Origin of the sequence: Sinorhizobium sp. 8-89, from assembly GCF_030124325.1 — a bacterium.
Lineage (GTDB): Bacteria > Pseudomonadota > Alphaproteobacteria > Rhizobiales > Rhizobiaceae > Sinorhizobium.
In genome coordinates this window covers 21,238-42,270 of the sequence record NZ_JASKLR010000024.1, presented here as the reverse complement: position 1 = coordinate 42,270, position 21,033 = coordinate 21,238, and the positions used below count along the sequence as shown (strand labels likewise).

Below are 21,033 nucleotides of genomic sequence, written 5' to 3'. Positions count from 1 at the left end.
CCCGCTTACAGGTGCTCCCGGAGGATCGTTGCAGTCCGGGCGGCGCCGTCAAGATCAAGCGGCGGGACTTCCGGTTTCGGCCGGGCAAGCATCGCCTCGATATCCCGTGCGAGCCGATCGGACGTGATGTCTTCCTCCGGCAGAACGCGGGCAAGGCCGAGTCTCTCGAGCCGTGTCGCGCGTGTGCTCTGCTCGGTTTCCCCACCCGCCGTGAAGGGAATGAGCAACGAGCCGCAGCCGGCGCGAAGAATATCGCAAACCGTGTTGTATCCGGCTTGAGAGACCGAGAGCCGCGCCCCGGCGAGCAGGGCCGCAAAATCCTGCCGAAAGCGAAAGAGGCCAACGCCGGCTGGAGCTACGGCGGCGAGGGCATCGAAATCAGCCTGCGGCAGGTTGGGCCCGGTTACGAGGCACCAGCGAAACGTTGTCGGCAGGATTGCTGCGGCTCCGAGCGCTGCGCCGATCAGATCCTTGCCGACGGCGCCCCCGCCCGCCGAAACCACGACATCGAATTTCTCATTCGGCTCGGCAGGTGGCGGCGGTGCGACAAGACCGGTGTAGGCGACCTTCTGGGCGATCTCGCCCGCGAGCGGAAAGGTTTCCTCAAGCCGAGCAAAGGCTGGATCGCCGTGAACGAGCACGAGATCGAAATGCGCCTTGACGAGTTCCACCGTCTCCTCTGCACGACCGGGTTTGACCCGTTCCTGCAGAATGTCGCGCAGCGAAGTCGCCACCAACGGCCGCCGCTCCATCGCCGCAATGGCATCCAGCAGCGGCAGCAGTTCGAAACGCATCTGCCTGCGGCCAAAGGGGAAAGCTTCGATGATGACGACATCAGGTTTCGAAGCGTGTAGCGCCTCGATCAGCAGGTTCCTGCGGTGCTGCTGGAAAGCGTCCGTCACCGGATTGCCGTCGCCGTCGGTCAGACCGGAGAAGCCCTTATCGCCGGCCGTTACCGAAGGTAGCGCGACCGTCGTCAGACCATCTCCCGGAAATCCCGGAACAGGCGCACCGCCGGTGACCATCGTCACGTCGAACCCGTCGGCGGACAACGCTTTGGCGATCCGGCTCGCTCGTGCCAGATGCCCGATACCGAGCAGATGCTGCACATAGAAGAAGACACGCTTGGTCAAGAGACCTTGCTCCACTCGCTTTCAAAGAGCCCGATCAGTTGGCTAACACTCGAATGATGATCGAACTCGGCGCGAACGCGCCGTTCGGCGGCCGTGCCAAGCTGCCGCCTGAGATCCGGGTCGCGAGCCAGCCGCTCGATCGCCACGGCGAGCGCACGAGGGTTTTCGGGGGGCACGAGAAGGCCGTTCTGATTGTCCGCCAGCAATTCCGGGACGCCCGAAACGGATGTCGAGACGCAAGGCAACCTCTGGCTCGACGCTTCGACCAGAACGTTGGGCAGGCCGTCGCGATCGCCATCGGCTGCAACCCGGCACGCCAACGCGAACATGTCGCTGTCGCGGTAATGCTGGAGCACGTCAGTCTGGTCGAGCGCACCTTTCCAGCTGACACGGTCGGCAAGGCCGAGTTCGCGGGCTAGCTTCTTGAGATCGCCGGCAAGTTCACCCGCGCCGATATGCTCGAAGCGCCAGTTGAGATCGCCAGGCAAAAGCGACAAGGCCTTCAGCAGGATATCATAGCCCTTCTTGGCGACTGCGCGCCCGACGCTGACGATGCGAACGGGATCGGCCGGATCGGAGCCGTCGCGGCCGGAGTGGTCGCCTCCAAACGTCGGGAAGCGGTCCAGGTCAAGGCCATGATAGCTCAAATGCACCCTTGATTTCGATGCCGTCAGGCTTTGCAGGTGCTCGAAACCGCTGCGTGTGCAGGTAACGGTCCAGCGGGCCCGATCGAGCTTTTCGGAAAGCTCCCAATCGGACGACGTCCAGATATCCTTGGCATGGGCGGAGCAGGTCCAGGGGACGCCTGCGATGATGCTGGCATAGCCGGTCACCGAGGCGGGCGTGTGGATGAAATGTGCGTGAAGCCAGGTCGCAGCGCCCGGCCATTCGGCGACCAGTACCAGTGCCTGCCCGAACCGCCGGAACCGGTTGCGCGTCGGGTCGCGCACGAGGTCCGCGAGGAATGGGCCGAGCGCTCGCCAGAAGCCGGCTTTCGGCATCAGCCGCAGCGACGCGCGAAACACGCGCCACGGTTCCTCGTGCAAATATTCCGGCAAATAGTAGACGTCGGCGCGGATTTCGTCGTGCACGGGATGTCGCTTGCCATCAGTCGGACGACGGAGTGCGACCAGAACGAGTTCGTGTCCCGCTTTTTCAAGGCCAAGCAGTTCCTGGGCGATAAAGGTTTCCGACAGGCGCGGATAGCCTTTCAGGACTACGGCAATCTTGCGATTTGGCGACACTGGCTCAGCTCGTTTGCTTCACGATGCTCAGGTGCTCTTTCGATCTATGATCGAGCCAGCTGCCGACAAGCTCGGAGATGTGGACAAGGCCCTCAAGCCTCAGGCCATTGGCGGCGCGCGACGGGGGCGCACGTCCCGGCAACGCCTTCAACGCAGCCGCAAACCGCAGCGGATCCTCGGCTTCATCGGGAAGCAGCATCTCGACGAGGCCAAGATCGGACGCGCGTCGAGCGCGGATCAACTGCTCCTCGCGCGGCTCGAGACGCGGCACAATCAAGGCCGGTTTGTCAAAGGAGAGAATCTCGCAGTAGGTGTTATAGCCGCCCATCGAGACCACCCCTCTCGCGCCGGCGATCAGTTCCTCCATGCGATTGTCGAACTCGATTATCTTTATGAAAGGAATACGACCGCCCTTCTTGATCAGCTTGTTGCGTTGCTTCGCCGGCATGTAAGGCCCGAGCACCACGAGGGCGTTGTGCGTCAGTTCGGGATCCTGCTGATAGGCATGGATCACGTCATGAATGAGTTCAGCGCCGTCACCGCCTCCACCGGTGGTGACGAGGATATAGTCCCCTTCGGGCCTGTGGTCGGGCAGCCCGTCATGCGGCACGCTTCGTTGCAGGAAACCGACGAAGTTCATGCGTTCGCGCACCGCCGCAGGCACCTCAAGGCCCACCAGCGGATCGTAAAAATCCGGCGGGCCATAGACCCAGATCGCATCGTAGAACTGCTCGATCTTGCGCATGGTGTCGCGACGCTTCCATTCGACTTCGAGCAGGTGCGGGGCGTCCATGATTTCCCGAAGCCCAAGAACCAACTTCGTGCCACGGGTCTTGAGATAGGTGAGTGTATCCTCGACCTCTCCGCGCAGGCCCATGGGCTCTTTGTCGACGATGAAGATGTCCGGCTTGAACGTCTCCGCCGTCGAGCGGATGATCGACTGGCGCATCTTCAGCGTCTCGTGCAATTCGATATGCCGGTCGAGCGATGTGTATTCACCGTTTCTGAGTTTGATGACGCTCGGTATCTTCACGAAGTCAACGCGCGCGCGATAATCAAAGGCTCCGGCGATCGTTGCGCCGGAGATGATCAAGATCTGCAATCCGCTATAGTCTTCCACGAGCGCATGCGCGATCGTCCGACAGCGCCGCAGGTGACCGAGGCCGAACGTGTCGTGGCTGTACATGAGGATCCGGGCATCCTCGAAACGCCGTACCATGCGAAGAACCTTTCGCTCATTATTTAGAAAGCCTGCAACACGTTACAGCGCCCGCGGGCAGTCAATGGCATGTCGGCCTTATTTGTAGGGATCGGCCGCGTCGCGCAAGCCGTCTCCCAGGAAGTTGAACGCCAAAATCACAAGAATGACCGGTATAGTCGGAAAGAGCAGCCAGGGATAGAAAGCGATGACGCTGACGCTCTTTGCCTCCGTCAGCAGAATGCCCCAGCTCGTTATCGGCGGGCGCAAACCCAACCCGAGGAAGCTCAGCGCCGTCTCGCCGAGGATCATGCCGGGTATGGAGATCGTCGCAGTGGCAATGAGATGGGACATGAATCCCGGCACAAGATGGCGCCCGATGATGCGGCTGCTTCGCGCGCCCATCAGCTGTGCCGCAAGGACATAGTCCTCCTCGCGCAGCGCAAGCAGCTTCGAGCGAACGGCCCGCGCAAGGCCCGTCCAGTCGAGAAGCCCCAGAATCACGGTGATGCCGAGATAGATGAGGATCGGGCTCCATGTTGCGGGCATGATCGCCGCGAGCGACAGCCACAGCGGAATGCTCGGAATCGATTGAAGCACCTCGATCAATCTCTGGACAATGAGATCGAAAACGCCGCCATGATAGCCGGCGAGCCCGCCGATGACGATCCCGAGCACAAAGCTCACGGTAATGCCAAGAAGGCCGATCGTCAGTGAAATCCGCGCGCCGTATATGATACGCGACAGCACGTCGCGCCCCAGCCGGTCGGTCCCCAGGAGAAAGAGCTGGCCACCCTCTGCGGGGCAGGCCAGATGCAGATTGGTCTCGAAAAGACCCCAGAAACGATAGCTGTCGCCGCGGCAGAAGAAGCGGATCGGTTCCACGTCCGAAGGATTGTCCGCATAGTTCCGCTTCAGCGTATCCATGTCCAGTGTCATCGTCCGGCCGTAGACGAAGGGGCCGACAAATGCGCCGTCATGGAAAAAGTGAACGGGCTGCGGCGGCGTGTAGATGAAATCGACGTTGCGCGTGTGGAGGTTGTACGGCGCCAGAAACTCGCAAAAGAGAATCATGACGTAAAGGGCTGCAAGGAAAATGCCAGAGGCGAGCGCCAGCTTGTGTCGCTTGAACTTCCACCACATCAGGCGCAACTGCGACGCCTGGTTCACGCGCACCTGCTCCTCCGTCATGACCTCGACGGAATAGGGATCGAACGGGGCGGTGGATACATAATGCGGCAGGGGTTCGCCGGGCGCCGGTATAGGTGACGTCACTTCGTACTCCTGCCTTGCAGACGGATTCTGGGATCGAGAACGGCGAGCGCAAGATCGGAAATCAGCACACCGATGACTGTGAGAAATGCGAGAAACATCAGGAACGAACCAGCGAGATACATGTCCTGGCTCTGCAGCGCCTTGATCAACATCGGTCCTGTCGTTTCAAGCGAGAGGACGATCGCCGTGATCTCGGCGCCGGAAATGATCGCCGGCAGGATCGAGCCGATGTCGGAGATGAAGAAGTTGAGCGCCATGCGCAACGGGTACTTGAGGAGGGTCTTGGTAGGTGAGAGCCCCTTCGCCCTCGCGGTGACGACATATTGCTTTTGAAGTTCGTCGAGCAGGTTGGCCCTGAGCCGCCGGATCATGCCCGCCGTTCCCGCCGCGCCTATTATGATCACCGGTATCCACATGTGCTCGAGCATCGACTTGGCCTTGGCCCAACTCATCGGCTCGGAAAGGAATTTCTGATCCATGAGATGGCCGATCGAGGTGCCGAACCAGATGTTGGCAAAATACATGAGGATGAGCGCCAGCATGAAATTCGGCACCGCAATCCCGATGAGGCCGATCAGGGAAAGTCCATAGTCGCCCCAGCTATACTGATGCGTCGCGGCATAGATGCCGATCGGGAACGCGATGATCCAGGTCAGCATGATGGTGAAGAACGAGACGAGGATCGTCAGCCAGAGCCGGTCTCCCACGACCTCGCTCACCGGAAGTTCGTATTCGAACGAATAGCCGAAGTCCCCCTGCAGCATGCCGGCGACCCAATAGATGTAGCGCAGCACCGGCGGTTGATCGAAGCCGTACTCTTTGCGCAGGGCGTCTATCTGCTCCATGTTGACGCCTTCGCCCTGCGCCCTGATCTCGGCGATATAGCTCTCGAAATAATCTCCCGGCGGCAGTTCGATGATCGCGAACACCAGAGCCGAAATGATGAGGAGGGTCGGGACCATCGCGGCGATACGCCAGAGAATGTATCGCAGCATGTCAGGCGTCCTGTTCAAGCCAGAAGGTGTCAGGATTGTATACGCCGAAATAGCTCGTCGGGTCGAAGCCGTAGAGCGCCTTTTCCGGCACGTTCCGGAGCTTCGCGGAGACGAGAATCGGCTGCAGCGATGCATTCACGAGGCCGATCGAGAAGACCTGATCGGTGTAGATCGACAGCATCGATGTCCAGATCTCCGCCCGCTCGGCGTCGGTCGACGAATGCCGCCAGCGTTTGAGCAAATCCAGAAGCTCGACCACCGGCGGCAGCTCCGGCGCCTCGCCCATTTCGCCGTGCGAGAGATAGTTGAGTCCCCAGACCGGCCATTGCAACTGGTCGTCGGCGGTGGGTGCAAGCTGGCCCGGATTCATGTCTGCGGTGGGAACGCCGTTGTCGATGCCGAACCACATCGACATGATGATCTCGCCGCCGACCGCACGGCTGCGGAAGGTGTCGCGCTGGGATGTCCGGATGAAGAGGGATATGCCGACCTTCTGCCAATAATCGGTTATGAGTTGCAGAACATCGGTCTCAAGCGTGCTTTCGCCCGCCGTCTCGACGACGATCTGCGCCGCCCGTCCATCCGGCAGGATACGGATTCCGTTGCTGCCGCGCTTGGCCAGACCCGCCGCGTCGAGCAAGCTGTTGGCCTGAGCCGGATCGTGGGCCGCCCAGGCGCTTGCGAATTCGGGACGGAACAGCGGACTATCCGGCAGCACCGTATCGGCGCTCTCCTTGGTAAGACCATAGAAGACCGCCATGTTGATTTCGCGCCTGTCGATCGCCAGCGACAGCGCGCGCCTGACACGGACATCCTGCAAAAGCGGGCGCCATATCGGATCGGAGCAGTTGAGATTGGGAAGCAGCGCCAGGCGCGACCCTTGCGTCTTCTTCCACAGCTTGATCTTCACTGGATAGCGCTTCTCGGCATCCTTCAGATAAGTGTAGTCGACGAAATCAATGCCCGTCGCCTGGAGGTCGCTTTCGCCCGTACCGGTTTTCGCCGGAATGAGCGAGGAGGAACTGACATTCAGCACGAACTTGTCGATATAGGGCAGTTGCAGGCCGTTTTCGTCGACCCGGTGGAAATATGGATTGCGCTCGAAAATGAACTGCTCGGCCGGAAGCGGCGTGGTGTTGCGCCAGGGATCGAGCGTCGGCAGGTCGGGGTTTTCCGGACGATAGGAGCGTGCCATGCGCATGTGCAACTGGCTCCACTTCTTGACCCGCTCTTCCTTCATCGTTGCCTTGAGCTTGTCCTCGTCCTGATACTTCTTGTGGAACTGCTTGAGGTAGGCGGCCGGCATGACGATGACCAACGGCTGCGGAGCGGCGAGCTTCTGCAGGAAATCCGGATTGGGCTTCGTCCAGGAATAACGCACGGTCCGTTCGTCGATGATCTCGAATTTGCCCGCCTCGCCATCCATGACCAGCGCCGTCGGGAGACCCGCCGGAGACAGGTCCTCATTCAGCAGCACGTCCTCCCAGCAGTAGCGGAAGTCTTCCGTCGTAAGCGGCGTTCCATCCGACCACTTGTGGCCCTCGCGCAGACGCAGCGTAAAGATGCGGTCCTCGACCGTTTCGTAGCTTTCGAGAACGTCCGCCTTGAGGTTCAGCGCCTCGTCGTAGCCGACCAGCCGGCAATAGCCATAGACCGTCATCAGACGGATGTCCTTGGCGCTGCCGATCAGGCTCCGGATGACGCCGCCGTGCCTGCCGGGCGTGCGCCCCATTGCTGCGACATTGATCACGCGCGGCGTTTTCGGCAGCCGTTCGTTGAGTGGAGGAAGCTTGCCTTCCGCGACCAGCGGCGCGAGCGCTTCGGCCTCCGTTCCCGCCGCAAGCAGGCGCGGCGGCAGAACGGTGGAAGCGAGCATGGCAAGTGCGGTTCTGCGGGTGATCATGGGCGTAGCTCCCTTGCATCCACCGACTTTCGGGCAAGGACGAAATGATCGCCGCCGAGATTCGCGGGAAAGAGGGCGTCTTCATCACCATCGTCCGAGAACTGTGCTCCCCACCGCCCCTTGTCCGATCCCCCACTCGCCTGGAGGGCATCGAAATCGAGCTTCCGATCGAGATCCGGATAGGGCACGGCTGCGAGCAGTGATTTGGTATAGGGGTGCACGGGATTACGCATCAGCACTTCGCGCGGCGCCAGCTCGACAATCCGGCCGGCGCACATCACCGCGATCCGATCCGCCATATAGTCCACCACCGCGAGATTGTGCGAGATGAAGAGCGATGTCAGGCCCAATTCCTTCTGCAAGTCCTTGAGAAGGTTGAGAATCTGGGCTTGCACCGAAACATCGAGCGCGGAGACGGGCTCGTCGCAGATCAGCAACTCCGGAACGAGCGCGAGCGCGCGGGCGATGCCGATACGCTGCCTCTGACCGCCGGAGAAACTGTGCGGATAGCGGTTGATGAAACGCTGGTCGAGCCCGACGGCCTGAAGCAGCGAGCGGACGGTTTCGACCCGGGACTTTGCCGTTCCGCGACCGTGGATCTCGAGCGGTTCGCTGAGAATGTTCTTGACCGTCATGCGCGGTGAAAGCGACGATACCGGGTCCTGGAAGACCATCTGGATTTTTGCGCGCAACTCCTTCAGTGCCGCGCCCTCGAGCTTCAGGAGGTCAATCGCCCCCTCGCCGTCGTCGTAGGTTATCGATCCTGCATCGGGGCTCACCGCACGCATCAGGATCTTGCTCACCGTCGTCTTGCCGCAGCCGCTTTCGCCGACAAGACCGAGGCATTCGCCGCGGCGAATGTCGAAGCTGACATTGTCGACGGCGCGGTGCTCAGAATCACCGTTGCTGCCGAACCAACCCGAGCTTCGAGTGGTGAACGTTTTCGTCACGTTACGGACGGAGATCAGAATGTCCGAGCCCGAGGTCTTTTGAGATGGCTTGTTTCCAAGAAGGTTTTCAGCCTTGACCGGCACCTCGCGCAATGCCTTCAACCGCTCTCCGGGCTTCATGTCGAAGTGCGGCACAGCGGCCATCAGCCCCTTCAGATAGGGATGCTGCGGGTTTCGGAAGATCGCATCGACCGGTCCCGCCTCGACGATCTCGCCGTGATAGATGACGACGACTTCGTCGGCCATGTTGGCGACGACGCCGAGATCATGCGTGATCAACAGCATGGCCATGTTGAGCTTCGCTTGAAGCTCGCGCAGAAGTTGCAAAATTTGTGCCTGCACCGTCACATCGAGCGCAGTTGTCGGCTCGTCGGCAATCAGGAGCGCCGGGCGGCAGATCAGCGCCATGGCGATCATCGCGCGCTGGCGCATCCCGCCGGAGAGTTCGAAAGGGTACATGTCGTAAGCGCGCGTCGGATTGGCAAATCCGACATAGCCCAGCAGCTGCTCGGTCCTCGCTCTCCGCTCGGCCTTTTCGGCGTCCGTGTGTATCGCCATCACCTCGGAAATCTGGTTTCCGATCGTGTGGAGCGGCGACAGCGAGGTCATCGGCTCCTGGAAGATCTTGCTGATGCGCGCGCCACGAATGTCCTGGATATCGCCCCCGTCCGGGTCGAGCGAAAGCAGGTCGACAGGCTTGCCCGCGACGGCCGGGTCGTTGAACAGGACGCGTCCGCTAACCCTTGCGACGCTCGGCAGAATGCCCATGATGGCTTGGCTGATCGCCGACTTGCCGGACCCGGACTCGCCGACGAGCGCAGTTACCTTGCCTGGCAAAATCCTGAAATTTGCACCCCTGACGGCTTCGACTTCGCCGCCGAGCACCGAGAATGTGATCCGCAGACCCTCAACTCGCAGCAGGTCCGCTCCTGATGTCATTGCAGCACGCTTTCCTCACTACCCCAGAGCGTCGTACGTCGTCCCGGAACGCACATGGACGCTCTCCTCTTTGGTTCTACGCATCATTGCCCGAAAGCGACTCCGCGCTCGGCGATGGCGTAGCGTCCGGCCCCAAAAAAAGAGTAGCCTAGCTTCAACGGGCTGTCCAGCACACCACCCGAAGCGCCAGAGGTGCTGTATTTGCGCGGGCGGCGCAGCCTATGAGAAGGGACAAATGCCGCTCGGCAGGACGTCGGCGCAACGCGTCGAGCGACGGAAATCGTCATAGTAAAGCGTCCAGTTCGTAGTATCCGCCGCCCGGTACGGCCCGAACTTGAAATACTGGTTTTCGCCCAGCCCCTTGTCCGCGTGGCCGATATGCCCCTTCACGGTAATGACCGGCTGTCCATTGGCGAACAGCTCTATATGTCCGGACCCGTCGGGTCCGGGTTTGGTGAAGACGGCAAAGTCGATCCAGCCGGACTTGGGTTCCGGCAGCGGATTGCCGTGATTGGTCACGGTGACCGCGGTCGTGCACGAATTAAAAAGGCGGCCATCTTCCGCCTTCCAGTTTGCGTCCGTCGCAACCAGCATGCGCATCTGGTTCAGTTCGGGGCGAACCCAGACGGGAACCTCCCCCGGCGCGCAGCGCGCCGGCGTGTTCGCAGGCCCGGTGGACACTGGCGGCAGATAATTGGTCTCGACGGTAACGAAGAGCTTACCCAAGCTCATGCGGAACGCCAGGAAGGGGCTGAAGTCTCCGTTGGCGCCGTGATCGATTTCACGTTTCCACTGCGCAATGAGGTAGCGATGGTCTCCACTTGGAACGGGATCGGCGAACTTGACCGAAAAGCCGTACCAGACTCCCTGGTCGTAAGCCACGCGCAATGCGGTCTTCTCCCAGATCTCCGCCCGCTCGCTGCACCCGTCGTCCGACGGCGGGCATTTCGGCACGATGGACAGTTTCAACCCACCATTTCCGGTCCGCTTGACGTCACTCTGAAATACATAGGAGCCGGCGCTCTGTTCGAAGTTGTCGCGATAGTAGAGCCCGCCTTCAGGGGCAAAGTCCCTACCCTCGAACCCGTCGACCAGCTTCTGCTCCAAGGTCGGTTGCTGTTCCGTCGATTGGGCATGCGCAACGCTTGTTGCGGCGAGTGCTGCGGCCAGAAAAACGACACGGAACATCGAACCTCCTCAAAGCGAGCGTCTTGCCGATCTATTGCAACATCTTGTCGATGAGGCCGCGCGGCCCCGGCGATTGCTTCGTGTTGCGATAGAGCAGCATGACATGCTCCGCCTCCGAAAGTCCATCCTGAGTTGCATCGTCGGGACGCTCTTCCGCAATTGCCGCAAGCGCTGCGTCCTTGGGATAGAGGATGGTGAATTTCTGCCTGACGCCGCGCAGTTTCTCCTGCCCGAGCGTCGCCCAGTCGCCGCCGCAATAGTTGACGAAGGCTTCGCTGGCGACAACGTTGTGGGCGTATTTTTTCGTCAGGTTCTGCAGCCGCTGCACTTCGTTCACCGCCGAGCCGAAGACGGAAAAGGTCAGCCGGTCACGAAGCCCGACATTTCCGAACATGACGTTGCCGACATGGAGGCCAATTCCATAGCCGATCGGATCGCGTCCCTGCCTCTTCCTCTCCGCGTTCAGCGCCGCCACGCGCGCCGTCGCCGCGCTCACCGCGGCAAACGCCTCACGGCTGGCCATTTCCGAAGGCTCCTTGTGGCGGCCGCACGGATAGACGGCAATGAACCCGTCTCCGACGAAGCTCAGGATCTGCCCGCCGTTTCGATTGAACGGCGTCGCGATCGCATCGAAGAAACCGTTGAGCGTCTCGATATAGGCCTGGCGACCCTCCTTCTCGGCGAGCATGGTCGATTCCCGCATGTCCGCCATCACCAGGACGGCGCGAACCGTCTCGCCGTCGCCGCGCCGCACCTGGCCGCTCATCACGCGCCGTCCGGCATTGGCGCCGAGATAGGTCGTGAGCATGTTGTCGGCAAGCTTGCCGAGGACGGCGACCTTGGCAGCAACCGCCAGATGATTCTGAAGCTTGAGCAGCGCCGCGATCACGTCGTCGCTGAAGCCGCCATGGCGATCCGTCGTCCAGGATCCCACCATGCCATGGTCGGAATCGGTCCCGAGCGGCTGCATGAAGGCGAGATAATCGGTGGCACCGTGCTCTTTCAACTCGTCGAAAATCGGAAACTCCGACGGTTCTGCCGGATCGATCCGCCGCCTGACGTGATCGAGGTTGTTGTTGAGCAGATAGTAATAGGGACTGCGCAGAAAACGGTCGGGATTGAGCGCCAGCTCCTCGTGGCGCAAACCGCTTACCTCCACGCCCTTGCCGCGCCACCAGGTGAACCCAAGCGCGTCATAGAGCGGATGCAGCATCGAAAAGGACAGATGGACGCGCATGAGCGGCAGGCCCGCGGCGGCCAGGCGTTCGCAGAAGCCGCGCACGAGAGTTTCGAGCGTCTCGTCGCTGAGCGATGCTCGCATCAGCCAGTCTGCGACCTTGTCCAGAAGAATCTCGGAAACGCTGTTGTTGATCGGGCTCATCGCATTCCTCATATCGGCATGACGGCCAGCAACGACAGCTATCGCGCGGACCTTGCGATCAAGGCCACGTCTGCCGTGTGATGCCCGTTGTAACGAACGGCGTGTGCCGCGCTTGGCGGCAGGCGTTGCGGCGATTGAATCGCAGCATCTTCTTGCCTGGAGATATTCACCGGCGAGCCCGATTTCCAGAGACGTTCGAAATTTTTGATCATGCGTCGATCGTACACGGGATTGATCGCGTAATTGCACCCTGTAATTGTTGGGGTGGCCTGCGGTATGCGTCGTGCTTGACTTGCGGCTGCTTTCTCGCCAACAAACGACGCATGCTCCGGCGGCGCATGCTCCGGCAATCGAGATCGCCGTGATCGCCCGCCCCTGAAAGATGGAACCCTATCTTGACCTCCCTTCATCACGACAGGCTGCTTGAATCGATCGCTCAACGCCAGGCGCGTATCGGTGTCATCGGCCTCGGCTATGTCGGTCTGCCGCTCGCGGTTGCGGTGGCCCGCTCCGGTTTTCCGGTGATCGGTTTCGATATCGATCCTTCGAAGATCGTCGCCCTCGACGACGGCCGCTCCTATATCGAGGCGGTTACGGACGATGCGCTTGGCCGCGAGATCGCCGCAGGCCGGTTCCGTTCGACGACCGATTTCGCCGATCTTGCTCTTTGCGACGTGATCGTCATTTGCGTACCGACGCCACTGACCAAGCATCGCGATCCCGACCTCTCCTTCGTCGAGGGAACGGCGCGCTCGATCGCCGCCGCCCTCAGGCCGGGCCAGCTCGTCGTGCTAGAGTCGACCACCTATCCTGGCACCACCGACGGTATCGTCCGCTCGATCCTGGAAGAAACGGGTCTGAAATCCGGCGAAGACTTCTTCATCGGCTTCTCTCCGGAGCGCGAAGACCCGGGCAACCGCGCCTTTGAAACCGCGAGCATCCCCAAGGTTGTGGCCGGTGACGGACCGCGGGCGGCAGCACTGATGCAGCACTTCTATGCCGCCGTGGTCAAGACCGTCGTTCCGGTCTCGTCGAACGCCACGGCCGAAGCCGTAAAGCTTACCGAGAACATCTTCCGCGCCGTCAACATTGCCCTCGTCAACGAGCTCAAGGTCGTCTACGAGGCCATGGGAATCGACATCTGGGAAGTCATCGAAGCGGCCAAGACGAAGCCGTTCGGCTATATGCCCTTCTATCCCGGACCGGGACTCGGCGGGCATTGCATCCCGATCGACCCTTTTTACCTCACCTGGAAATCGCGCGAATACGAACTGCCGACCCGCTTCATCGAACTTGCCGGCGAAATCAACTCGGCGATGCCGCGCCATGTCGTCAGCCGGCTCGCCGAAGCGCTCGACAGAAGGCAGGGCAAGGCGCTCAGCCGCTCGAACGTTCTCGTCATCGGCCTCGCCTACAAGAAGAACGTGCCGGACATTCGCGAGAGTCCCTCTCTCAGGCTGATCGAACTCATCGAGGAGCGCGGCGGCAGCGCCGCGTTCTACGATCCGCATGTCGAAGAAATCCCGTCGACCCGCGAGCATCTCCCCTTGAAGGGCCGTCGATCGATTTCCTTCAACGAGGAAAACGTGCGCCGGTTCGATGCGGTGCTCATCGCAACGGACCACGACGGCATCGACTATAAGGCGCTGGCGGACTGGGCGACGCTGATCGTCGATACGCGTAACGTTTTCTCCCGGCTCGGCATTGCTGCGGACCAGGTGGTCAAGGCCTGAGACGACGTCGCGTTTTGCGAGCGGACGGAAAACCGTGACGCGCTTTTCCTCGAATTGCTAGGCTGGAGCGAGCGCCGTCTTGAGATTCTTCGCCGCCATTGCGTAACCACCGGCTGCTCCGTCGACGAAGTGCACATGGTCGCGGCTCATTGCCGCCGGTACGATGCAGGTCATCAGCGCGGAATCCTGCTGATGCAACCCGTAGCTGGACACGCCGGCGTCAGCCGCCCTCTTCAACCGCTCTTCGATCTGGCGCAGCCGCTCGACGCCGATATCGATCGTCATCTTCAGCCCGTCGTCGAATTTGCGAAAGTCGGAGTTGCGGACCAGATCACGCTTGTATTGCGTGACATCGAACTTGCCGAGGTTCCAGCCGAGCTTGAAGCACAAGAACAGCACCAGGCTCTGCAGGGTTATCCACGACCAGGCGAGGAAACGTCGACCTCTGGGCGCCACGGCGCGCGATTCGACCGCGACCCCTTGCATGGAAAGCCGCGGCTCGGGACCATTTTCCGGCACAGGGTGTCCGCCACGCTCCTCGCCTTCCGCCAACGCCACGATGTCGCCGACAAGCGCCTGGAAGTCCGGACCATTGCCTTGCGGGCCTGGAACAGCAATGATCGAGACGATCGCCCCATGGCGAGAGACAATCGGATTCCAGCGGCAGGACAGTCCGGTCAAATCCGGCCTGCTTCCTGGCGCGGCGGCCTCGATCTGATAGCGCCCGGCCTTCATCTGCGCCTCTGCCCAACTGGCGCCACCGCCAGAAAACATGGCGTAGGACACTTCCTCGCTTGCCTTGAAGCGCGCGACACGCATGTCGAGGCCGCTGGCGCGTATGTCGCTGACCGGAACAAGTGCGGCGCGCAGATCGAGGTTCAGCTCTTCCGCGACCCAGGTCTTTGCGGCCGCCAACGCCGTTCGTGCCCTTGCCGCCATTGCCTCGGGTACTGCCGCGAGCGCCCCGTCACCCCCAAAGACGAAAGGCAGGTTTCGTTCATCGAGCGCATTCATCAGCGCCGATATGACACTTGCGCCTGCCATGTTGACGCTCTTGTAGCGACCTTCCGCGATGGCGCCGGTCGAATCGACGATGTCTGCAACCGCCAGCACCCATCCATCCGGCAAGGGCCGGTAGTTGGCCTCGTCGGCAACCCCTTCGAATGCCTCGAAGAGGAGGAGGCTGTCGTAAAACTGCATGTCAGCTGCCTGCACCATGATTGCGTCCAACCTTTCGCCTTCAGCCCGAATGCGGCTGAAAATCGCTTCTCAATTCTTCGTTTTGCTCCAGATCACGTTAGATCGGTAGATAAAGTTTCAATACAGGCTTTGGAGTGCAGAACTTAGAAATAAAGCAACCCCTACAATCTGATTGGAACTTATGGCGTTGCAGGACCCTTATGATCTGTGCTTGTCTAGAGAAAATGCACGCAGGCAAAAGCGCCGAGGCGGGCAGCACGAAGCCAAAACAGGAATGCAGGAAAACACCTTTCGAGTCCGGTTCTGGGGAGTAAGAGGCAGTTTGCCGGTATCCGGCGAACAGTTCCTACGCTATGGTGGCAATACACCTTGCATTGAAGTCCGTTGCGGCACCGAAGTCCTGATCTTCGACGCCGGCTCGGGGTTGCGCGAGGCGGGGCTGGCGCTGATGGCCGAGGGCGTCGCCGAGTACGATGTCTTCTTCACCCACACACACTATGACCACATTATCGGGCTTCCCTATTTCAAGCCGATCTATCGCTGCAGTTCGGCGGTGCGGTTCTGGTCCGGCCATCTTCACGGCACGATGTCTACCCAGGAAATGATCAACGATTTCATGCGGCCGCCCTGGTTTCCGGTTGGCCCAGGCATCTGTCAGGCAAGCCTCGACTGCGTGGATTTTCGCCCCGGCGAGACCCTTTCACCGCGAAAGGGCGTTTCCATCCGCACGATGAGCCTCGTTCATCCAGGCGGTTGCGTCGGCTACAGGGTCGATTGGGGCGGCCGCGCCGTCGCCTTGATCTACGACACGGAACACGAGGCCGGCATTCTCGACCCTACCCTCCTCGAGTTCATCGCCGGTGCCGACCTCATGGTCTACGACTGCACCTATCTCGAATCGGAGATGCCGACCTATCGAGGCTACGGACACTCGACCGGCATGCACGGCGCCAAGCTGGCGCAAGCTGCCGGCGTATCGCGCTTGGCAATGTTTCACCATGATCCGTCGCGGACGGATGTCGAGATCGCGGCGATGGAAGAGGAAGTACAGGCCTTTTTCGAGGGAGCCTTTGCGGCCCGCGATCACCAGATCATCGAGCTATGAGATCACCAACCTTGCGCCAGCGGCAGACGGGGTGTGCGGCGGTGAGATCGAACAGTCGCGACAGAAATTCCCACACGCTCTCGTCGTGGACCAGATGGTGCGTGAGAATACCGACCGCCTCTTCGTCCAGGTCCATCTCGTCCAGACGCCGTACGATATCTCGAATGATTTCCCGGTGATCCCGACAGCCGCGCGTTCCGCGCCAATCCATTACATCCACATGCGTGTTGATGAGCCTCAGCCGCGGAAAAGCGGATAGCGAACTCGCTTTCTCGTACGCCGCCTTGCGCGCGGGTTTCCGTTCGGGACCGAACACCGAGAGGGCCCTGAAGCCCATCTCCGGCAATCCGCCAAGCAGGGCTACATCGATCCGGTTCCATGGCGGGACGAGCAGCGGCACGAAGGAGGAGGGATGGAGCATTCTCAGACGGGAGTACCCCCTGTTTAACTCGTCGAGAACAATCTCCCGTGGCCGGTGGTCACCGAGTTCCTGCCGCTTTTCCGCGGGTAACGCATGGTTTCGGTGCGCCCAGCCATGAACGGCAATGCTGATATCGTCACGGCGGTCGAGATAATGCGAGAGCTCGCCGTTCGTATGCGCCGGGATAACGGCCAAGGTCGCCGGCACCGAAAAGCGATCCGTCAGTTCCACCAGCCGGTCGAGCGCCGGAGTCGGCTCGACCGCGTCATCGTCGCGCAACCAGAAATCGACGCGCTGCCCGGCACGCAAGCGATCCAGCCTGTCGATCAGCGGTTGCCATGTCGAGGTCTCCGTCATGCCGCCTTCTCCACAAAATCCCTGAAGATCTCGCCGAGGCGTCTTGCCGCCGCCTGCAGCGACCGTTGCTCGATAACGAAGCGGCGCGCGTTTGCCCCGAACTCGGCCCGCAGGGCGGTGTCACTGATCAGCCGCCGAATCGCTGCGGCGAACAGGTCGATCTCACCCGCCTTCGTCAGCAAACCTGTTTCCTCATCCCTGACCACTTCCGGAACGCCGGCGGTTCGTTGCGCGACGACCGGCAGGCCAGCCGCTTGCGCCTCAAGATAGGAGAGGCCATAGGCCTCGCCGCAGCCCGGCCAGACATAGAGATCGCCACGTGCGAGAATCCCGGCGATCGCCCCAGGCTCCTTCTCGCCGAGCCAGTCCAGCCTCTCGGCCGGCAGCCCGGCAAACACCTCATGCACTTGCGCCCGAGCGGGGCCGTCGCCGACGATCGACATTTTCCAGGGCAGATCGACCAAGAGCGTCAGCGCCTTGGCCAACATCCGATAACTATCCATCTTGTCACCCGGCCGCATCATCGCCACCGCCAACAGCCGGCAAACGCCGTCCGTGGATTGTCGTGGTTCGTGGAACGGCGCCACGTCTGTGAACGGCGCGAGCATGGCATGGCGGACACCCGGAATCGCTTCTTCCAGCCCTTCGCGGTCGCGCTGCGTAAAGCAGATGTTGACGGCGGCCTGCCTGGCGCCGGCCGCGACTTCATCCTGAGCCGGCTTCCTGGCGCCCACATTGCGGCGGTGGGAGTAGGAGCTTTCGGCAGTGACATAGGGAATGGAGAATTCCGCCGAAATGCGAGGACCGATCAGGTCCGGCGCCTTGTAATAGGGATGATAGCAGAACCACGCGTCCGGCGGTCCCTCGTCGCGCCAAAGGCGTCGGAGACGGCGAACCTCTCGCTCGGCCTCCGTTCTGAGGGACGAGAGCTGTTCGTCGGAGGCCTGGCGTGAAAAGCTGCGCAAGTGCGACGCGATCCCGACATCATGTCCGCCCAGTCGAAGCGCGTCGATCAACAGGCGCGCCATCTGCCTGTCGCCGGAAGGGACGGCATGATCGGGCGATTTCAAAGGCGCGTAAAAGGCGATCTTCATTCGAGGCGAGCTATCTCGCCTTCCTGATCGGTTGTCAACATGGCCCGGCATGCGTCCGATCGGCTACCGGCACCGCAGCAAGCGGGCGGAGCCGCAGCCCACGCGCGTCACCTGAGGCTCTCACTCCGCATCGTCGATTTATTCCGTCGGCGCCCCCTGCGCCTGGGCGAGGGCCGCGTTCTTCTTGGCGATCGCGTCACGTGTCGCGGCGGCGGCGACCGTCGTGGACTGCGCCTCGTCACCCGCGACCTGCACCGTCGGCGAGGCAAACGAAATGCCGTGCGTCTTGAATGCTTCCTTGATCAGGGCTTGGGCGCGCCGTCTGACCTGAGTCTGATGCCCCGGCTTGGTGGTCATGGCGAAGCTCAGGGTGACGCCATAATCACCGAACTGCTCGACGCCCTTCATCTTCACCGTTTCGATGATCAGCGGCGCGAGTTCTGGATCCTCGAGCAGCGCGGCCCCGACACCCTTCACCACCTTCTTCACTTTGGCAACATCAGTGTCGTAGGAAACGTTGATCTTGAACTTGTCGATCACCCAATCGCGGCTCATGTTCTGGACTGCCCCAAGCGAGCCGAACGGCACGGTGAACACCGGACCGCGGTGGTGGCGCAGCTTGACGGAGCGGATGCTGAAGGATTCGACCGTCCCCATATAGCTGCCGCTCTGGATGTATTCGCCGACGCGGAAGGCATCGTCCATCATGTAGAAAATGCCGCTTATGATGTCCTTGACCAAGGTCTGCGAGCCGAAGCCGATCGCGACGCCGAACACGCCTGCGCCCGCGATCAGCGGACCGATCGCGACGCCGAGGCCGGAAAGGACCATGAGCACGGCAACCACGGCAATGAAGGCGGCCAGAAAGTTGCGCAGGATCGGCAGCAGCGTGCGCATGCGCATATTGCGGGCGAGTTGCGCCGGATCCGCGACTTCGACGCTGGCCTGGTTCACGCGCAGATTGATGATCTCCTTCGCCAGTTGCCAGATGAGATCTGCCGCGAGCAAGATGACGACACCGGCGAGAATGCCGCGGAAGATGCGGTTGAAGGCATCGTCCTGCATCATCGTGCTGCCATTAAAGCGGAAGACGATGGCGAGCCAGGCAGCCGCCAGCGCGATGATCACCAGCCGGGCACCTCTTTCGATCAACACATTGCGCAACACGAGAACACCGTCGGTTCCAGAAGTGTCGAGTATCGCTCTCGTGGTCGCACTGGTAAAGCGCAACAGCGGCGGCAAGCCGAGAACATAGATGCCAATCCAGAACAAGACTTTCATGCCGGCAACCCAAAGGAGCCAGAGCAGCACCAGAAAGGCGACGATCATCGCGTTGCGGAGCATCCGGCGCCCGGCCATCACCGCCTGGCCAGGCCGGCGACGCACCGTGTCGATCGCCAGGCCGAGAACGACAAGCCCTAGAATCGCCGTGGCGAGGTCGCGGACATCGGCCGGAAATGACAGCGCCTCCATGAGATCGCCAATCGCCCACGCAACGGCGAACGCGCAGATAAACAACACGGATCGATTGAACCAGAACCTGGCGTCGTCCGGAGCAAGCGTGGCATGCTCCCCTTCTGCTCCCGATGTCGCGGCTGCCGTGGCCGCCGGCTTGAACACAGCGGATGCGACGGCAATCAGTAAGCGGGCGACGATCCAGGCTATGAGCAGCGGCGCGACAGCCGCTTCCAGCCGCGGTGGCCAACCGGATAGCACGAAGGCTGCAATACCAACGATTGCGAAAGCCACAAGAGGCGCGATGTTTGTAAACGCGTTGAGGGCCCACCCGTCATGCGCGGCACTGCGGCCCGCGCCGCGTCGCAGGAAATAGCGCAGCAAGAATTCGGCGCCGTAGCCGAGGAACAATATGAAGGCAAAGCCCCGCAGAACGGGCATCGTCCCATGGTTCTGCATGTCGCTTGCCATGCGCTCTCTCGCCGCCTGCCATTCCGGAACCATCCGGGGAACCGCATCCCGCATGCCGCCAAGGTGCTTCTTGATTTGGGCGACCAATCGGGAGGCAAGCCCCGTCGACGGCGCTTGTGCCTCTGGTGTGGCGGTCTGCTTGGACGCGAGCCACTGGCGGACCTCGGGATCATCAAGCAGTCCGATCAACTGCTGCACCTTGGCCGGGGGTGCCGTAACCGTCGGTTCCTGTGCGGCCACAGGGCCGATGAGCGCAAAAACCAGCTGGAGAAACAGGACAGACGAGGCGAGAAACACGCCATTCCTGCAATGACTTGAAGCTACATTCATGGACCCCGCCCTCCCGTTTGCGGCCGACCGCCATGAGGTTCCCAGCCACGACCATACATTACATATCAGATGCCTTGTAACAGTGTCAGAGCGCAACACCATCCTGCGTGATCTGGTTTATGATTGATCGAGATCGGGAGTACGCTCGTGCAAGGCGGTTGCGTGTTTCGTTGACGTGCACGCATTCGCGCAGCCCTTCGTTGGCGCTCCGCTTGCTACATGATCCCTGCAAGGGACGATCAGCGCCGGGTGTGGTTCGTTGCCGACGGCGAAGATGCCTCCGGGGCGAAGCCCACGCTTACCATGGTTTCTACCGAAGAGACCGAAGAGCGCCGTGATGATTGCGACAAGGGCCAGTTCGACGTTTCGAGTTGGAGACTGCCGGTTCCCACGCTCGGCGATAGCCCGCACGACCTTCGGCAGCGTTTCGGCAACGCTCCGGACGAGGGCATCGTGCGCCATGCTCACGAGAATCCGGGCGGCAATGCGGGCGCCGGCATCTCGCAATCCCCGGTCTACCGCCTGAAAGGCGGCCAGATCGATGGCCTAGCCTTCTCACAGGCGACTTCGAGATAGCGGCGCGCGACGCGCGATAAACTTGAACGCCGTAGACACCGTCGACCTCGATGAACCTCCTCGAAAGCGTGCGCGCCGGTGTCTC

General features: G+C 61.4%; 16 protein-coding genes. 3 read left to right on the top strand and 13 right to left on the bottom strand.

Annotated features, from left to right (window positions below):
- Positions 1–5: 5 nt before the first annotated feature.
- The 9 genes from QN219_RS27670 to QN219_RS27630 form a co-directional block, all read right to left on the bottom strand.
- On the bottom strand, positions 6–1,133 hold the full coding sequence (locus tag QN219_RS27670; RefSeq protein WP_284003438.1) for a glycosyltransferase family protein: 1,128 nt from the start codon (positions 1,131–1,133) through the stop codon (positions 6–8).
- Positions 1,130–2,377 (bottom strand): glycosyltransferase family 4 protein, encoded by a 1,248-nt coding sequence (locus tag QN219_RS27665; protein WP_284003437.1) that lies wholly within the window; start codon positions 2,375–2,377, stop codon positions 1,130–1,132. Before QN219_RS27665 ends, QN219_RS27670 begins: the two co-directional genes overlap by 4 nt.
- A 4-nt stretch (positions 2,378–2,381) precedes the next feature.
- Positions 2,382–3,596: a glycosyltransferase family protein gene (locus QN219_RS27660; protein ID WP_284003436.1), complete on the bottom strand. Its 1,215-nt coding sequence runs from the start codon at positions 3,594–3,596 to the stop codon at positions 2,382–2,384.
- Between the two features lie 78 nt (positions 3,597–3,674).
- Positions 3,675–4,850, bottom strand: a complete 1,176-nt coding sequence (locus tag QN219_RS27655) for an ABC transporter permease (protein ID WP_284003435.1) — start codon at positions 4,848–4,850, stop codon at positions 3,675–3,677.
- A complete protein-coding gene (locus tag QN219_RS27650; protein WP_284003434.1) occupies positions 4,847–5,845 on the bottom strand; it encodes an ABC transporter permease in 999 nt (332 codons plus the stop codon). The genes QN219_RS27655 and QN219_RS27650 overlap by 4 nt, the downstream gene beginning before the upstream one ends.
- Before the next feature lies 1 nt (position 5,846).
- Positions 5,847–7,748 carry an ABC transporter substrate-binding protein gene (locus QN219_RS27645; RefSeq protein ID WP_284003432.1) on the bottom strand — a complete coding sequence of 634 codons (1,902 nt, stop codon included), beginning with the start codon at positions 7,746–7,748 and terminating at the stop codon, positions 5,847–5,849.
- Complete coding sequence (locus QN219_RS27640; protein ID WP_284003430.1) at positions 7,745–9,637, bottom strand: ABC transporter ATP-binding protein; 1,893 nt, start codon at positions 9,635–9,637, stop codon at positions 7,745–7,747. Before QN219_RS27640 ends, QN219_RS27645 begins: the two co-directional genes overlap by 4 nt.
- A gap of 219 nt (positions 9,638–9,856) precedes the next feature.
- Positions 9,857–10,825, bottom strand: coding sequence for a polysaccharide lyase (locus QN219_RS27635; RefSeq protein WP_284003428.1), 969 nt, complete (start codon positions 10,823–10,825; stop codon positions 9,857–9,859).
- Positions 10,826–10,856: 31 nt separating this feature from the next.
- The gene (locus tag QN219_RS27630; protein ID WP_284003427.1) at positions 10,857–12,206 is read right to left on the bottom strand and encodes an adenylate/guanylate cyclase domain-containing protein; all 1,350 of its coding nucleotides are present in this window, start codon (positions 12,204–12,206) and stop codon (positions 10,857–10,859) included.
- A gap of 395 nt (positions 12,207–12,601) precedes the next feature.
- Here QN219_RS27630 and QN219_RS27625 point away from each other — a divergent pair, with 395 nt between their 5' ends.
- On the top strand, positions 12,602–13,939 hold the full coding sequence (locus QN219_RS27625) for a nucleotide sugar dehydrogenase (protein WP_284003425.1): 1,338 nt from the start codon (positions 12,602–12,604) through the stop codon (positions 13,937–13,939).
- A 57-nt stretch (positions 13,940–13,996) separates the two neighbouring features.
- On the opposite strand, the gene QN219_RS27620 is transcribed toward QN219_RS27625, so the two are convergent.
- Positions 13,997–15,157, bottom strand: coding sequence for a DUF3095 domain-containing protein (locus QN219_RS27620; RefSeq protein ID WP_284003424.1), 1,161 nt, complete (start codon positions 15,155–15,157; stop codon positions 13,997–13,999).
- A gap of 256 nt (positions 15,158–15,413) precedes the next feature.
- On the opposite strand from QN219_RS27620, the gene QN219_RS27615 reads away from it, so the two are divergent.
- A complete protein-coding gene (locus QN219_RS27615; protein ID WP_284003423.1) occupies positions 15,414–16,244 on the top strand; it encodes an MBL fold metallo-hydrolase in 831 nt (276 codons plus the stop codon).
- On the opposite strand, the gene QN219_RS27610 is transcribed toward QN219_RS27615, so the two are convergent.
- The 3 genes from QN219_RS27610 to QN219_RS27600 all read right to left on the bottom strand — a co-directional run bounded on the left by QN219_RS27610 (position 16,231) and on the right by QN219_RS27600 (position 20,372).
- A complete protein-coding gene (locus tag QN219_RS27610) occupies positions 16,231–17,022 on the bottom strand; it encodes a polysaccharide deacetylase family protein (protein WP_284003422.1) in 792 nt (263 codons plus the stop codon). The two genes, QN219_RS27615 and QN219_RS27610, sit on opposite strands and share 14 nt — an antisense overlap.
- Positions 17,019–18,116 carry a glycosyltransferase family 4 protein gene (locus QN219_RS27605; protein ID WP_284003421.1) on the bottom strand — a complete coding sequence of 366 codons (1,098 nt, stop codon included), beginning with the start codon at positions 18,114–18,116 and terminating at the stop codon, positions 17,019–17,021. The genes QN219_RS27610 and QN219_RS27605 overlap by 4 nt, the downstream gene beginning before the upstream one ends.
- A gap of 138 nt (positions 18,117–18,254) precedes the next feature.
- Positions 18,255–20,372, bottom strand: coding sequence for a mechanosensitive ion channel family protein (locus QN219_RS27600; protein WP_284003419.1), 2,118 nt, complete (start codon positions 20,370–20,372; stop codon positions 18,255–18,257).
- A gap of 219 nt (positions 20,373–20,591) precedes the next feature.
- Here QN219_RS27600 and QN219_RS27595 point away from each other — a divergent pair, with 219 nt between their 5' ends.
- Positions 20,592–20,948, top strand: coding sequence for a hypothetical protein (locus QN219_RS27595; RefSeq protein ID WP_284003418.1), 357 nt, complete (start codon positions 20,592–20,594; stop codon positions 20,946–20,948).
- Positions 20,949–21,033: the final 85 nt, after the last annotated feature.

Excerpts from the sequence above, each read along its gene's own strand:
- QN219_RS27640 (WP_284003430.1), bottom strand. The coding sequence starts at position 9,637 with ATGACATCAGGAGCGGACCTGCTGCGAGTTGAGGGTCTGCGGATCACA.
- QN219_RS27610 (WP_284003422.1), bottom strand. The coding sequence starts at position 17,022 with ATGACGGAGACCTCGACATGGCAACCGCTGATCGACAGGCTGGATCGC.
- QN219_RS27600 (WP_284003419.1), bottom strand. The coding sequence starts at position 20,372 with ATGAATGTAGCTTCAAGTCATTGCAGGAATGGCGTGTTTCTCGCCTCG.
- QN219_RS27635 (WP_284003428.1), bottom strand. The coding sequence starts at position 10,825 with ATGTTCCGTGTCGTTTTTCTGGCCGCAGCACTCGCCGCAACAAGCGTT.
- QN219_RS27605 (WP_284003421.1), bottom strand. The coding sequence starts at position 18,116 with ATGAAGATCGCCTTTTACGCGCCTTTGAAATCGCCCGATCATGCCGTC.
- QN219_RS27595 (WP_284003418.1), top strand. The coding sequence starts at position 20,592 with ATGATCCCTGCAAGGGACGATCAGCGCCGGGTGTGGTTCGTTGCCGAC.
- QN219_RS27650 (WP_284003434.1), bottom strand. The coding sequence starts at position 5,845 with ATGCTGCGATACATTCTCTGGCGTATCGCCGCGATGGTCCCGACCCTC.
- QN219_RS27660 (WP_284003436.1), bottom strand. The coding sequence starts at position 3,596 with ATGGTACGGCGTTTCGAGGATGCCCGGATCCTCATGTACAGCCACGAC.
- QN219_RS27615 (WP_284003423.1), top strand. The coding sequence starts at position 15,414 with ATGCAGGAAAACACCTTTCGAGTCCGGTTCTGGGGAGTAAGAGGCAGT.
- QN219_RS27620 (WP_284003424.1), bottom strand. The coding sequence starts at position 15,157 with ATGGTGCAGGCAGCTGACATGCAGTTTTACGACAGCCTCCTCCTCTTC.
- QN219_RS27630 (WP_284003427.1), bottom strand. The coding sequence starts at position 12,206 with ATGAGCCCGATCAACAACAGCGTTTCCGAGATTCTTCTGGACAAGGTC.
- QN219_RS27645 (WP_284003432.1), bottom strand. The coding sequence starts at position 7,748 with ATGATCACCCGCAGAACCGCACTTGCCATGCTCGCTTCCACCGTTCTG.